We start from the raw sequence: 14,194 nt of genomic DNA on the forward strand, positions 1-14,194 counted from the left end.
ACCGCCAATGGCGATCATCTGGATCTGCCGCGGCTTCAGGTTCTTGTGGTAACCCGTGTCCTCAGCGTGCAGGGACGACTCGGTCGCATGGGCGTGGCCACCATCAATCAGGTGGTCGGGAATGGGGGAGTTTGTCATGGGGGGTGTCCTTTGATGTGCCGGGTTCAGGGTCAGGCCGGAGCCTGGTTGCTGAGGTTGGCAAGGCGTTCGGGGCTGAGGAGTTCCTGAAGCTGTTCAGAGGTAAGGAGTCCGTGTTCAAGGACCAGTTCGGCCACACCCTTGCCGGTGGCGAGGGCTTCCTGCGCAATGGCGGTGGCAGTGGCGTAGCCCAGTTGGGGGTTCAGGGCGGTGACCAGTCCGATGGACTGCTCCACGGTGAGGCGGAGCCGTTCGGTGTTGGCGGTGATGCCCCGGATGCAGCGGGCCGTGAGGGTGCGGCAGGCTGCTTCCAGGTGTGAAATGCTCTTGTGGAGGCTGTGGACAATGATGGGTTCGAAGGCGTTGAGCTGAAGTTGTCCGGCTTCGGCGGCCATGGTGATGGTCACGTCGTTGCCGATGACCTCGTAGGCCACCTGGGAGACAACTTCCGGGATGACCGGGTTGATCTTGCCGGGCATGATCGAGGATCCGGACTGCACGGCCGGAAGGTTGATCTCGCCGAATCCCGCGCGGGGGCCGGAGGAGAGCAGGCGGAGGTCGTTGCAGATCTTGGAGAGTTTCACGGCCACACGCTTCAGCACACCGGACAGGTGCACAAATGCGCCGACGTCCTGGGTGGCTTCGATGAGGTCGACGGCGGTCACCAGCGGCAGGCCGGTGATGGCGGCCAGGTGCCGGCAGGCTGCCCCGGCGTAGCCGGCGGGGGCGTTCAGGCCCGTTCCGATGGCCGTGGCACCCAGGTTGATTTCGTGGATGAGCAGTTCGGCCTCGGCCAGCCGGAGCCGGTCCTCGCCGATGGTGACGGCGTAGGTGCCGAACTCCTGGCCCAGGGTCATGGGCACGGCGTCCTGGAGCTGGGTCCGGCCCATCTTCACCACGGTCCGGAATTCCAGCGCCTTCGACGCGCAGGCCTCCTCGAGTTCGGCAAGTGCGTCGAGGAGTTCCCGGGCGGCGAAGATGGTGCCCAGTTTGACGGCCGTGGGGTAGACGTCGTTGGTGGACTGGCTGAGGTTCACATGGTCGTTGGGGTGCAGCCTGGCGTAGTCGCCTTTGGGGTGGCCCAGGATTTCCAGGGCACGGTTGGCGATGACCTCGTTGGCGTTCATGTTCGACGACGTCCCCGCGCCGCCCTGGATGACGTCCACCACAAACTGTTCGCTCAGCTGGCCGGCCATGATGTCCTGGCAGGCCTGTTCGATGGCGTCCGAGCGCTCCGCGTCCAGCAGCCCGAGCTCCCGGTTGGTGCGGGCTGCGGCCAGTTTCACGGCCGCCAGGCCACGGACCAGGTGCATGTTGGAGGAGAGCTTCTGGCCGGTGATGGGGAAGTTTTCAACGGCGCGGAGGGTGTGGACACCCCAGTAGGCATCGGCCGGGACGTCGCGGTCGCCCAGCAGGTCATGTTCGGACCGGAGGCCGGGGGCGGCGGTTGCGGTGTTGTTCAGGGTGGTCATGGTGGTCCTCACGGGGCTTCGTTGACGGGCTTGGACTGGGCAGGTTCGGGGGTTTTGGGGTGGCCGGCGACGGGAGGCGCTGCCCGGGCCAGGAAATCGGTGGCCTGCAGGGCACCCACCTGGTGGCCGCCGCCCAGCACGGGGGAGCCGGCGATGGCTGCGAGGGGTGCGGTGTCCACGCCCAGGCTGCCCAGGAGGGTGGTGGTGGCGGGCATCCTGGCGCGGTCGCCGCCGTCGGAAATCTTTACCGCCACGGCGCTGCCGTCCGCCAGCCCAACCAGCTGGACGCCTTCAAAGCCGTCCTTGGCCACGGCGCCGGGAAGCAGGCGCATGAGGGTGGTCACGTCCCTGCCTTCCCCGGCCACCATGTCCGGGTGCTGCATCATGGCAAGCCCGACGGCGGCTTCCGGGGTGCCGTCGTCGACCGCGGCGGCGCGCGCAATCCGGCCGAAGGCGCGGGCCATCCCGCGCAGGGTCAGGGCGAACAGGGGCGTGCCGCAGCCGTCGGTGCTGACGGCCAGGGGCTCCTCGCCGGTCAGGTCGATGATGGTTTCGGCCACCAGCTGCTGAAGCGGGTGATCCGGTGCCAGGTAGCCCTGGACCGGCCAGCCGTTGATGACGCACGTGGCGGCCATGGCGGCGTGCTTGCCGGAGCAGTTCTGGGTGAGCTGGCTGGCGGCGCCGCCGTCACGGAGCCAATCCTCGCGTTCGGTGGTGCCGTAGGGCAGGTCGGTGCTGTTTTCCAACGAGCCCGGGGTGAGGGAGTGCATCTCGAGAATGCGCAGGGCGCCGTCGCGGTGCCGGGCGGCGCCGGAGTGGCTGGCCGCTGCCAGGGCCAGCAGGTCCATGGGCAGGACGAGCCCGGCGCGGAGCATGGCCACTGCCTGCAAGGGCTTCAGCGAGGAGCGCGGGTAAACCGGCGCCAGGGGTTCGCCGGCTGATGCCATTGTTGCGCCGTCGGCGCTGATGGCGATGGCGGAGCCGTAGTGGACACTTTCCACGAGGCCGTCGCGGGTTGCGGCGACCAGGGGTACATGGCCGGGCAGGGCGCGGTGGGCCTCGTGGGCAGCGGAAAACATCGGGGAGGGCATGGAGTCCTTGGGTAGGTTGCTTGGTGGGCTTCGCGGTTACTTGTTGAGGATTGAGTCCAGGGCCAGGCCCACGGCGTTCAAGTGGTGTGACATGGCGGAGCGGGCATCATCGGCGGAGCCCGCTTCGATGGCGGCGAGGATCTGCTGGTGCTCGATGTCGGAGGCGTGCTGGCGGTCGGCCACCATGTTCAGGGTTTCCGACTGGTGGGCCAGGGCCTCGCGGATGTCTGACACCACGCTGGCGAAGACCTTGTTGCCGCTGGCCCGGGCGATCGTGGCGTGGAAGCTGGAGTCCAGCGAAACCCAGGATTCCAGGTCGGTCTCCGCAGCCATGGCTGCAACGATGTGGCGGAGGGTTTCCAGCTCCTCATCCGTGCGCCGGTGGGCGGCGAGCCCGGCGGCCGGGATTTCGATGTGGGGGCGGGCCTCCGTGAGGTCCCGGGCTGAATACTGGCCCAGGGTGAGGTCGTTGGCTACTTTGTTGGCCATCACAAAGGTGCCCTTGCCGGTTTTGGTGACCGTCAGGCCCAGCGCGGTGCAGGAGCGCAACGCTTCGCGGATGACCGAACGGCTGACACCGTATTGCTGGGAGAGGGTGGCCTCGGAATCAAGCTTGCTGCCCACCGGAACCACACCTGACTCGATGTCGTCCCGGATCGCATTAAAGACAGCTTCCGCGGCGCTGAGGCGGGCCAAGGGCCGGGATGGTGGGCGGGTACGGGCAGGATGTCCTGCTGTCCGGCTGTCTGACAGGTTCACGCCTTAAATATGGCACCGGTCACACCGAGTGTCAATGCGGTTTCCGTTTATCTCCGGGAATGCTGGTCAGGTACTTCGGGAATTGCTGTCCGGGCCGCACACATTCCGGGTGCACCAATGGCGCCCGGGCCGGTGCTGCTGCCCCGGCCGGGATTCCCCGGTGGGGTGTCAGAGGTGCTGGATGCCTGCCCGCTGCATGGCGTCCTTGTAGGTCTCCACGCTCTTGGTGAGGAGTTCCTCCTGCTTCGTTTCGGATACGGCGAAGGCCCGCCCGCCAAGCGCGGAGGCCTTGTAGACCTTGATGCCGCTGTTCCGGAGGGACGAGTGGTACGTCTTTTCGAACAGGGTGAGGAATGCGGAGGCATCCGTGCCGTGGGCGATGATTGCCGAGACCCGCGAATTGATCTTGAGGAACTGGCGGAACGGCCGGAGTCCGTCTGTCTTCTCCTGCACACTCAGCGCGGAGGGAAGGCCAGGGTCCCTGACCCACGGGTATGCGTTCCAAGGCATGACGTAGCGGGGGTCGAGTTCGGCGATCTCGTAGATCTGGGTGGCGCGTCGGGCACCCTCGTCGTCATTGTTGTGCGACACAAAACCTGATTCGGTGCCCTTGCCGGGGCTGACCTGCAGGGTGACGATGCGGCATTCGTCCTCGTCATGCACCGGGTCAATGTACGGGACGGTGGAACCCGGCTTCTTTTCCATCAGTTCATCGCAAAGCTGGGTCACCTTGGCGATGTTCGGTTCCTGTAGCAGGGCCTTTTTTTCGTCCCAATCAATCGTCACGATTTCTCCCTCGGCAGCAAGGCGTCCAGAATCAGGCGTCCTATGCCACTCTACGCTTTCCCGGGTTCAGGTGGCAGAGCGCCTCCAAACACCGGCTTCAGCCTGACTCCTCGGGGAGCGGTATAGGCCAGCGGAAGGTTCCGGGGAGGGCCGGCGCGACGGACCGGTAGGTGTGGCCGGTGGGTGTCCTGGTGTCCACCGCGTGTCTTGTAGCTGGAGCGGGAAGGGTGTCGGCGGGCCGGCTGCTGGCCGCGGCATGGCTGGTGTCTGCGATGTGGCTGTTGGCTGCAGCGTGGTTGTTGCCTGCTGCATGCCTGGTTTCCGCGGCCTGCTTTCTGGCTTGAGTATTTCTGCTGTCGATGTGGTGCCCGGTGCCTGGCACTGTCAGTGCAGACCAACCTGCCGATTCCTTTGCTTGGTTGCAGGCCTCGCAAAGCCCCTGCCCATTGGCGCCGCTTGTGTTTTTGTCCTCACGCCAGGGGACAACGTGGTCGTAATGCCGGATGGGCGCGTCACAGCAGGGAGTGCGGCATAGCTGGTCGCGCACCTGGAGGAAGCTTTTGAGGCCAGGCGGAAAAAGCCGGGCTTTCGAATCCATTGCCACCAGCTCGCCGGTTTCCGGTGCGACATACAGCCGGCGAATCCAAGCAGCCAAGGCGGGCTGGCCGGGAGCGGGCTCTCGGTCCAGAGGGAGCTGGTTGGCAGCTGGAGAGGCGGCTGCCGCACCATCCAGGACCGCCGCCCGCGCCCATTCGGCGGGGACAACGCCGTAGCCTGCGAGCCGGGCTGGTTCACTGTCGGCTTGGAAGAGTGTCCTGTCCGTCATGACCAACTGGATTTCGATGCCGGTGATGCCGCCGGGGGTACCTGTCACGCGCTCCACCAGCTCATCCGCCATCAGTTGGCCTTTGGTGCGGCCGTCGCCGGCTGAACGCGCTGAATCGGCATGGCGTGTCAGGTCGGCGTAAACCGCTACCCCTTCTGCAACCGGCAGCAGGGCGGTGAGATAGGCCATGGTGTCCGGTGCAGGCCTGAGGCTTACGGTGCGCTCCGCCGCAGCGTGGCTTGCACGCCGGGCAACCGACCGGGGATCGCGCCTGTACGCTGCGGCCCGGATTGCCGCAACGAGTGACCGGTCCCCGGCGTCCGCCAAGGACCCGTAATCCGGTCCGAACTCGGCGTCCACCGCCCGGCGGTCATCCACGGATAGGTGCGCGGTTTCCCGCACCGCGAGGATGGTCCGCCATTCGTTGAGGCTGCCGCCGGCCAAGGCCTCGGCGGCATGGGGCATTTCGATCAGCGCTTTGGCCATTCCGAGCAGCCGGCCACCCCTGGCGGGAGACTCACGCCGGGCCAATGCAATCTGCGCAGCAACCCCGGCTCCAAGGTCTGCGGCGGCGATGCCTGAGGCGGCCTGTTCCCGGCGCTGCGAGCGGTCAAAGGCAACGGCGATCCGTGCCTGCAGGGCCGCGGCTGCCGACTTCAGGTCCTCCAGCAGTCGAAGCTGGTTGATCATCCCCGCGTCATCGGGACAGATGTGCGCGGTTGCCACCAGCTGCAGCGCGGCCGGCAGGGAAGATCCGGCGTTGGTGGCAACGTCCGTTGTAACCGCCGGGTGCTCGCGTAGGTCCATACCTCAATTTTCCCGGAATCCGGCGGTGGAGCTGGAAAGAAAGTCCCGTATGTGGACAACTTCAACAGCGTAAACTAGCTCAGATTCAATTGTGGTTATATTCCCGAATCGGGTATATATTCGCCACTATGACCGAGGCAATTTTCTGGATCCTCACGGCGCTCGCGGGAGGCCGCCAGCACGGCTACGCCATCCTGCGGGACGTTGAACAGCTCGCTGCGGGCAGCCAGACCATCAGGGTTACAACCCTGTACGCCAGCCTTGAGCGGCTGGAGCGGGACGGCAAGGTCCGGCATGCGGGCGATGAGACCGTGGACGGTCGTGCCAGGCGGTACTACGAACTGACGGATGAAGGACGCCAGTCGTTGTCCGCTGAAGCAGAACGCCTTGCTGCAAGGTTGCGTGCGGCGGAAAGCAGGCTTGGCGGGCGCCGGCCGTTGTCTGTGAAGCCTGCCTCGGCGGCAAGGGTGAGCAAGGGGCAGACAGATCTCCCTGGGCTGGCCACATGAGCAGGGACCTGCGTAATCGGTACGGCCGGCTGCTGCGTTGGTATCCGCACTCGTGGCGGGTCAGGAATGGGGCCGTCATGTTGGCCACCCTTGAACAAGACGCCGCGGAGCGGGGTCTATCGCGGCCATCCCGGGCGGACGTGTGGTCCCTGCGTTCCCACGGTCTCGGAGAAAGAGCGACACCCCGCGTGGCCGCGGTCTTCGCTGCGGTGTCGGCCCTGGCTTTCGCCGGAGCCGTGGCACTGCCGCTGACCAGCACGTCACTGCCGCCGGAAACACAAGCCTTCAGGATGCTTTTGGCGTCTTTTGCAGGACCGCTTGGTTTGTCCCTCGCAGCGACAGCGCTGATGCACCGTACCGGCAGGCTATCGGCTCCGGCGGCGCTCTTTACCGCAGTAATAGCCGTTCCGGCGTGCGCATTGGCGGGGCTGTCACTGTCCAGCATCGCCGTGGGCTTCGAGAAAGCAGACCTGGCACAGGGGAACAGTTGGTTTGGATCCGCTTCCCTGCTGTTTGTTGCCGCAGGCTGGGCGGCGGGAACCATCTTCCTCCTGGCACCGGTGAACGCCGTCCTGCGGGTCCGCGGCACGCTGTTCCGGCAGATGGCATTGTCTGCCCTGGTGGCGGTCCCGTCAGCCGTGGTCTTAGGCGCCATGATCATGATTGGCCAGTTCCTGAACACCATTGTGGCCGTGGTGGTCCTGATTGTGGCCTTGCGGATGGGTAGCGGAGGGACCGGATCCCCGGCTGATTCCGGCTGGACGCAAAACACCGCATCAGTTGGCTCGTCCGGACCCACGGCACATGCCGCGGCAGACAGGCACCGGATGCCCGCACCCCGGCTTGCCGGCCGGGACCGCAAGGCGGCACGAACCGGGGCCCTTTTTGGCTTGGTACTGGGTTTGGCCTGTGCCGCATTCGCCCTCGCCGGCAGCGAGTGGACGTCCTTCGCCTCGGACTCCACCAGGGCCATGAACCTTGGCTTAGGCGCCGGCGCTGTTACTGCCGTATCGGTGGTCCTCGCGGCCGGACGAATTCTTGCGCCCGTGGTGGGCAAGGTCATCCGGTGGTCCGTCCTGCTCTGCTGCGCAGCTCTCATCATGGAGGCAGTTGCCCAGCTCCTCGGTGCGGGCCATCCACGGCAGTGGCCGGTGACGCTGGTCGCGGCCAGCCTTATGGGCTGCGCTTTGGTGCTCCCACTGGGACGGCTCCTGCCCGGCGGCCGGTCACTGCGCATCGTTGGCGTGGCTTTTATGGCCGTGGCAGGGATCTGGCCAGGACTCATGCTTGTTGCCGCGGCCGGCTTCCTTTCACCTGTGGTTGCCGCCGTCATTCTGGTACTGATGGGAGTCCGCAAGAGGGCCCGGCCGGAGCCGGCACACCAGCTGTCCGGGCGGCCGGCGCGCTGAATCCCGGTGATGCTGTTCAATGAAGTTATGCAGTTCAGCAAGAAGGGCCTGAAAGCCGAGGGCTTTGCAGGCTTCAGGGCAATCGAAGACCTCGCCATCATCAGGGTTCCCCAAGGGCCGGGAATCTTCACCATCATGGCGCCGGCGGATTTCGAACCCCGGTTCCTGAAGACCAGCACGGCCGGTACTTTCAAAAAACGCAGCCCCACCCTGCCGAAGGATGCGCTCGCCGCTGAGTGGGTGGACGGCGCAGCTGTCCTGTACCTCGGCAAGGCAGGCCCGGGAAGCAAGGGCAACCGGGGCCTGCGCCGCCAGATCCAGGAGTTCCTGGACTTCGGCCGGGCCCGCCCGCCGGGCCATTGGGACGGCCGGCTGGTCTGGCAACTGCTCGACTCGGAGTCGTTGGTGGTCGCCTGGAAGGAGATGCCGGCCGAACAGCTCAGCGCCGCGGAAGCCGGGTACCACGCCGCCTTCGTCGAGTCCTATGGGCGGTTGCCGTTCGCGAACCTAGAGCAGGCGCGCGTCGCCGGGCAGGCCATTCCGGTCCGCAGCGGTGACACCAAAAGCTAACCGGGCATCCCGCCGTCGTAGGTGAAACGCCCGGCCACCAGCGTGCCTGCCACCGGCATGGCGGCGAAATCCGGGTCCGGAACGGCCAGCGGATCCGCGTCCAGGAGTACAAGGTCGGCCGGGTCGCCCACCCGGACCGTCCCGCGGCCCCGCGTGGAGGCTGCCAGGGCCTGCCGGCGGGTGATGGCTTCAGCCGGATGCCAGGGCTCCCGGCCGTCAAAAGCCGAACGGGTGGTGGCGGCGGACATGGCCGCCCACGGATCCAGGCGCGCCACCGGCGCGTCCGAACCGAAAGCGAGTGTTGCGCCCGCATCCAGCAGCCGGCGCAACGGAAACGCCCGGTCCGTCCGGCCCGGCCAGTTGGAATCGGCCGCATCCCGGTCATCGAGGGCGTGGCACGGCTGCACGCTGGCCACCACTCCCAGCCGGCCAAAGCGGGCAAAGTCATCGGCGCGGACAAACTGCGCATGCTCGATCCGCCCGCCAATGCCTGCCCGTTCGAAGGCATCCAGCGCCACCCGGTTGGCGGCGTCGCCGATTGCATGCACAGCGGGCACAAAGCCTGTCTCACGGGCCCGCACCAGGAGGGCCAGCAGGTCGGCGTCATTCACCGTGAGCAGGCCGTGCCCACCAAAGGGGTAGGGATCAACGCAGTAAGCGGTGCGGGTGTTGAGCGACCCGTCGATGAGCACCTTCAAGGGACCTGTCCGCAACAGCCCGCCGCCGCCGGGAAGTTCCACGCCGGTCCGCATGCCCAGCCCCGCCGCGCGTTCGAGGTCCTGCGGATACACTCCGGCCTCGACCCGGAGGGTGTCGAAGCCCGCACCGAACCTGCGCAGCCACGGATCACGGTTCCACGTCATTTCGAAGTCGACCACGCCCACGATGCCTTTTGCGGCGGCCGCCCGGGCTGCCTGTTGCGCCCACTCATCCAGCACGGTGTCCGGCAGCAGGCCCAGCTCGCGGGTCAGGAGGAAAGCCGGTTCCTCCCGCAGCAACCCGGACCCGTCCACGGCCAGGGAATGGCGCCGGGCGGCAGCATTGTTGACCCACACGCAGTGCAGGTCGTGGCTGATCAGGGCGGTGGGCCGGTCTCCCGTGGCCCCGTCCAGGAGCCCCAGCGTCGGCGCATCAGGCCACAGTGCGTCGCGGAACCCCACCCCCACGGCAGTGACGTCGCTGCCGGGTGCGGCCAGCAGGTGGCGTTCGACGGCGGCCGCCGCCCCGAGTGCCGAGGCCGCACCTGACAGGTCGATCCGGTTGGCGTGCATGGCCCACTGGTTCAGGTGTACGTGCTCGTCCCAGAGCCCGGGTATGACAAACCGGCCGTCGCAGTCGAGGACTTCAATGCCGGCGGCACCTGCCAACGGCCCGGTGCTTACGCCTGCCACGATGCCATCACGAAGGTGGAGGTTGAGGGGCCCGTCCGGCCCGTCTCCGGCAGGCAGGCGGACTGCCGTGAGGATCAGCTCAGTCATGCCGGCCCGACAGCCGCTCCATTTCACGGCGGTCCTTCTTGGTGGGCCGGCCGGCCCCGCGGTCACGCTGCGGCAGGCCCAGCGCCGGGGCCACCGGGCGGGGCGGGGTGTGGTCGGTGAAGCAGTGCGAAGCCACCTCAGCGCCCACACGTTTGGCGAGCAGCCGGCGCACCTCCAGGGTGCGTTCATAGCCGGACATGCGGACGGTGACGGTATCGCCGGTCACCAGGGTTGCCGATGCCTTGGCCGGGCTGCCGTTCAGGCGGACGTGACCGGCCCGGCACGCGGCCGTGGACGCGGAGCGGGTCTTGTAGGCGCGGACAGCCCACAGCCACGCATCGATGCGGACACTGGCGGGGGAGGATGGAATGCTGGTCATGGCTGGCACCGAGTATAGCGCCGCGGCCTGCGGCTCAGGCGGCGGCTTTCCCGCCGGGGGTCCTAGTCGACGCGGACTGACACCCGGTGCACCATGTTGTTGCCCATCCCCTGGTAGTTCCAGTTCTGCTCCAGGGGCTGGGTGGCGCCGGTGTCGTCAGTGGCGCGGCAGCACAGGACGTGTTCGCCGGGATCGGCGGTCCACGGCACCGTCCACTTCCGCCAGGCGTACCCACCCAGGGATTTTTCCAGCTGCGCGGGCATCCATTGGCCGTCCACGCCAACTTCGACGCCGGTCACCGCTCCCTGCCCGGACCAGGCCCGCCCTTCCAGCAGCACCTGCCCCCGCGGCACCACCCGGTGGCGCGTGAAAAAGTCCGGGACTCCCGGCGGAACCATCAGCGAACGCACCCTGATCCGCGAAACCGGGGTGCCGGCGTCGTCAGCGGAATCCTGGTACCGGTACGCGTCCTGCTGCTGGTAGCCCGCAAAGGGGGCCGTGACCACCTCGATGGATTCCAGCCATTTCACGCTCGCCATCCCGTACCAGCCCGGAACCACCAGGCGCAGCGGATGGCCGTGCTGGGGCGGCAGGTCGCCGTCGTTCATGGCGTAGGCGAGGACGACGTCGGGCCGCATCGCCTCGTGGATCGGCAGGCTCCGCGCAAACTTCTGTGGGACGCCACCCTGGATTCCGGCGTCGACGCCGGTAAACACCACCTCAACGGCCTGCGGCAGGACCCCTGCCTTCCCCAGCAGGTGGGACAACGGAACACCGGTCCAGTTGGCCGTCCCCACGGCCTCAAGAACCCACGGCTGGCTGACCGGCCGAGGCGCCAGCAGCGACCGGCCGTTGCCGGCGCATTCAAGGGTCACCGGCACCGTGATGCCGGGTTCTTTCCTCAGCGCGGCCATGCTGATTTCCAGCGAGCGTTCCACGGCTCCGCCAACCTGCAGGTGCCAGGTGGCGGCATCAAGGTCCGGAATGTCGAAGTGGGTCAGGACGTAGTGCAGACCCGGCGCGGTGAAGTCCCGGCGGAGCGCCTCCAGCGGCATGGCATGGTTCCGGGCCGCCAGCTGCAGCTCGGGCGGCGTGAGCGGGCCGTCGGTCGGCCCGGCCGGCGCGGGAACCCCGACTGGCCACGGGTACTGCGTGGATTGCTGGAAGTCGTGGATCTGTGCCATGGCGCTGCGCTCCTCAGGACTGGTTTACGCCTGCTTTATCCCGGCCGTCAACAACTACAGCTGCGTCCGGGTCAGGAACTCCGCCAGGCTGATGGGGTCCTGCCCGGTCAGCCCATGCACGTCGGGCGAAACGCCGGCCATGTGGCCTGCCGCCATCGCCGTGTAGGTGCTGACCCAGGCATCAAGCTGCCAGTCCGGGGCGCCGTAGGAGGCCCTGGACGCGTACGCCTCCTGTAGTGTCTCCGGCTCGTAGCTGATGGTGCGGCCGGTTCCAGCCGTCATGACGGCGGCGGCCTGGGACAGTGTGAGCTCCTCGGGGCCCGTCAGGTTATACGTCATGCCCCGGTGGATCGCCGGATCCCGGAGGACGGCCACCGCGCTCCGGGCCACGTCCTCGCGAGCGACCCCGGAGAAGGCGCCATTCCCTGCAGGACCGCGGATCACTCCCCCGCCATCCGCCAGCAGCGGCAGGAAGTCGAGGTAGAAATTGTCCCGGAGGAACGTGAACCCCATCCCGGAAGCGCGGATGTGCTGCTCCGTGGCGAAATGGTCCCGGGCCAGGGTGAAGGTGGCGTCCGGGGCGGCACCGTAGAAGGACGTATACACCACGTGCTCCACGCCGGCACGTACTGCGGCATCAATGAAGGCGTAGTGCTGCTGCACCCGGTCCTCGGTTTCGGCCGCGGAGACCATAAACAGGAGCTTGGCTCCCGCCAGTGCCTGTTCGGCGGCCGCCGCGTCGCCGTAGCTGCAGGCAAGGGTCGGGGCGTTGTCCAGCTGCGGCGCCCGGGACGGGTCACGGGCCAGCAGGCGCTGGGCCGTGCCGTCCGCGGACAGTTGCCGGGCCACCATCCCGCCCAGGCCGCCGGTGGATCCGGTGACAGCGAGCTGCGGAAGGTTTTCCGGGCTGGGTTCGGACGCCACGGCCGGCCTACGCTTCGCGCTTCTCGGGCGACTTGGTCAGCGCAGGATCGCGCTCGGCCAGCGAACCGATGGCGTCGTCAATTTTCTTCATCACGTCCGGGTCGAGGGTGACACCGGCAGCGGCCACGCTGTCAGCGATCTGTTCCGGCCGGGAAGCACCCACGATGGCCGAAGCGACGTTGGGGTTCTGCAGCACCCAGGCCACCGCGAGCTGCGGCATGGTCAGCCCGGCTTCCGCGGCGATCGGCTTGAGGTCCTGCACACCGGCCAGCACGTCGTCGCGCATCCAGCGCTGGATCATTTTGGCGCCGCCCTTGTCGTCGGTGGCGCGGCTGCCCTCCGGTGCAGGCTGGCCGGGCAGATACTTGCCGCTCAGCACACCCTGCCCCATCGGGGACCAGACGATCTGGGACACGCCCAGCTCCTCGGAGGCGGGCACAACGTTGGCCTCGATGACACGCCACAGCATGTTGTACTGCGGCTGGTTGGAAATCAGCTGGAAGCCCAGGTCCTTCGCCAGTGCGTGACCGTCCCTGAGCTGCTCCGCCGTCCATTCGCTGACCCCGATGTACAGCGCCTTGCCCTGCCGGACCACGTCCGCGAACGCCTGCATGGTCTCTTCGAGGGGCGTTTCGAAGTCATACCGGTGGGCCTGGTAAAGGTCCACGTAGTCGGTCTGCAGCCGGGCCAGGGAACCGTTGATGGACTCCATGATGTGTTTGCGGGACAGGCCCAGGTCGTTTTTGCCCTTGGGGCCGGTGGGTCCGTAGACCTTGGTGAAGATCTCCAGGGATTCCCGCCGTTCGCCCTTCAGGGCGTCACCGAGCACTGTTTCCGCTGCTGTATTGGCGTAGACGTCGGCCGTGTCGAAGGTGCTGATCCCTGCATCGAGGGCTGCCCGGACGCACTGGGAGGCGACGTCGTTCTCCACCTGTGAGCCGTGCGTCAGCCAGTTGCCGAACGTGATTTCCGAAACTTTGAAGCCGCTGTTACCGAGGTATCTGAATTCCATGGTTTTCACGCTAGCCCAGATGGTTGCTCAGGGTAAGTGCTGGCGGTCCTTGGCTTGGGAGGCATTGGTGGTGGCGGGCTTTGGCATGGCCGGCTTCCTCTTGGGGCCCTGCGGCGGGCCCGCCAACGACATCAGTGACCCCGTGTCGAGCGGCGAAAGGGGTGCCGCCGGGGGTTTCTGGAAGGAGCGCGGCGCGCTGCCTGCTGGAGTCTTCGCCGCCAGGGCCGACTCAACGAGCGGGGCCACCTCGTCAACTTTTCCGGCAGGAAGCTCGGGGTCCGGCAGATCCCGGACGGAAACCTTGATGTTGGGTGCGGCCGCCCGGGCTTTGGCCATGGCGCGCGCGTCCGCCTGGGATACCGCGGCGGCCCAGCCTTCGGACAGGACCGCAGGTTCCCGCTTGGCGGCGGTTTTCGCGGCGGAAAGGAGCGGATGGCGGACGACGGCGGTGCGCAGCGCAGTGATCCGGCCGGCCTGCAGCAGCCCCGCGCGGGCGCGCCAGGGCGTGCCTGCGGCGGGAGCCCCGGCGTCGGGCGTTCCTGCCGGGTCCTGCTGTCCCGACGGGCCGAAACGGATGGATTCCACCCGGCGGAGGCGGCCGAAGACGAGCATCAGCACCAGGGCGACCAACCGGCCCAGGCCCGCGAGGACCAGGGTGGTGACGCCCAGGAGGAACAACACGACGAACATCAGGAAGGCAACGCCCATGGTGCCCAAAAAGGTCAGGTTGAGGATGAGCGTGTCCGGATTCTCCACGTCAGCTCTCCTTTCGGCCGGCAGCGGGGCGCGCACCGGCAGCCGTCCCCCAGGGCGGCAGCTTCCCCTCCACCATACGGATTTTTGGCTCCAC

General features: G+C 67.3%; 14 protein-coding genes. 3 read left to right on the top strand and 11 right to left on the bottom strand.

What is annotated here, in order from left to right; genetic code table 11:
- Positions 1–170: 170 nt before the first annotated feature.
- The 5 genes from QRN07_RS19390 to QRN07_RS19410 form a co-directional block, all read right to left on the bottom strand.
- A complete protein-coding gene (locus QRN07_RS19390; RefSeq protein ID WP_050687509.1) occupies positions 171–1,610 on the bottom strand; it encodes an aspartate ammonia-lyase in 1,440 nt (479 codons plus the stop codon).
- An 8-nt stretch (positions 1,611–1,618) separates the two neighbouring features.
- The gene (locus tag QRN07_RS19395; protein WP_056599123.1) at positions 1,619–2,701 is read right to left on the bottom strand and encodes an asparaginase; all 1,083 of its coding nucleotides are present in this window, start codon (positions 2,699–2,701) and stop codon (positions 1,619–1,621) included.
- A gap of 36 nt (positions 2,702–2,737) precedes the next feature.
- Entirely contained in the window at positions 2,738–3,460 is a 723-nt protein-coding gene (locus QRN07_RS19400; protein ID WP_050687505.1) for a FadR/GntR family transcriptional regulator, read from the bottom strand.
- 168 nt (positions 3,461–3,628) lie between these two features.
- Complete coding sequence (locus QRN07_RS19405) at positions 3,629–4,246, bottom strand: uracil-DNA glycosylase family protein (RefSeq protein WP_050687503.1); 618 nt, start codon at positions 4,244–4,246, stop codon at positions 3,629–3,631.
- A gap of 97 nt (positions 4,247–4,343) precedes the next feature.
- Positions 4,344–5,879, bottom strand: a complete 1,536-nt coding sequence (locus tag QRN07_RS19410) for an HNH endonuclease (RefSeq protein WP_056599121.1) — start codon at positions 5,877–5,879, stop codon at positions 4,344–4,346.
- A 128-nt stretch (positions 5,880–6,007) separates the two neighbouring features.
- Here QRN07_RS19410 and QRN07_RS19415 point away from each other — a divergent pair, with 128 nt between their 5' ends.
- From QRN07_RS19415 to QRN07_RS19425, 3 genes are all read left to right on the top strand, one after another.
- Complete coding sequence (locus QRN07_RS19415; RefSeq protein WP_056599118.1) at positions 6,008–6,388, top strand: PadR family transcriptional regulator; 381 nt, start codon at positions 6,008–6,010, stop codon at positions 6,386–6,388.
- A 188-nt stretch (positions 6,389–6,576) separates the two neighbouring features.
- A complete protein-coding gene (locus QRN07_RS19420) occupies positions 6,577–7,797 on the top strand; it encodes a hypothetical protein (RefSeq protein ID WP_285241956.1) in 1,221 nt (406 codons plus the stop codon).
- Between the two features lie 27 nt (positions 7,798–7,824).
- Positions 7,825–8,367, top strand: coding sequence for a hypothetical protein (locus tag QRN07_RS19425; RefSeq protein ID WP_285241957.1), 543 nt, complete (start codon positions 7,825–7,827; stop codon positions 8,365–8,367).
- Here QRN07_RS19425 and QRN07_RS19430 read toward each other — a convergent pair.
- The 6 genes from QRN07_RS19430 to QRN07_RS19455 form a co-directional block, all read right to left on the bottom strand.
- Positions 8,364–9,845 carry an amidohydrolase gene (locus QRN07_RS19430; RefSeq protein WP_285241958.1) on the bottom strand — a complete coding sequence of 494 codons (1,482 nt, stop codon included), beginning with the start codon at positions 9,843–9,845 and terminating at the stop codon, positions 8,364–8,366. The genes QRN07_RS19425 and QRN07_RS19430 overlap by 4 nt on opposite strands.
- The gene (locus QRN07_RS19435) at positions 9,838–10,224 is read right to left on the bottom strand and encodes an RNA-binding S4 domain-containing protein (protein ID WP_050687492.1); all 387 of its coding nucleotides are present in this window, start codon (positions 10,222–10,224) and stop codon (positions 9,838–9,840) included. Before QRN07_RS19435 ends, QRN07_RS19430 begins: the two co-directional genes overlap by 8 nt.
- Before the next feature lie 62 nt (positions 10,225–10,286).
- Positions 10,287–11,408 (bottom strand): sulfite oxidase, encoded by a 1,122-nt coding sequence (locus QRN07_RS19440; RefSeq protein ID WP_285241959.1) that lies wholly within the window; start codon positions 11,406–11,408, stop codon positions 10,287–10,289.
- A 54-nt stretch (positions 11,409–11,462) separates the two neighbouring features.
- On the bottom strand, positions 11,463–12,332 hold the full coding sequence (locus tag QRN07_RS19445) for an SDR family oxidoreductase (protein ID WP_050687488.1): 870 nt from the start codon (positions 12,330–12,332) through the stop codon (positions 11,463–11,465).
- A 7-nt stretch (positions 12,333–12,339) separates the two neighbouring features.
- On the bottom strand, positions 12,340–13,344 hold the full coding sequence (locus tag QRN07_RS19450) for an aldo/keto reductase family protein (protein WP_285241960.1): 1,005 nt from the start codon (positions 13,342–13,344) through the stop codon (positions 12,340–12,342).
- Positions 13,345–13,371: 27 nt separating this feature from the next.
- Positions 13,372–14,100, bottom strand: a complete 729-nt coding sequence (locus QRN07_RS19455) for a hypothetical protein (protein WP_050687486.1) — start codon at positions 14,098–14,100, stop codon at positions 13,372–13,374.
- Between the last annotated feature and the right edge of the window lie 94 nt (positions 14,101–14,194).

It is taken from the genome of Pseudarthrobacter sp. MEB009 (genome assembly GCF_030208875.1).
Taxonomy (GTDB): domain Bacteria; phylum Actinomycetota; class Actinomycetes; order Actinomycetales; family Micrococcaceae; genus Arthrobacter.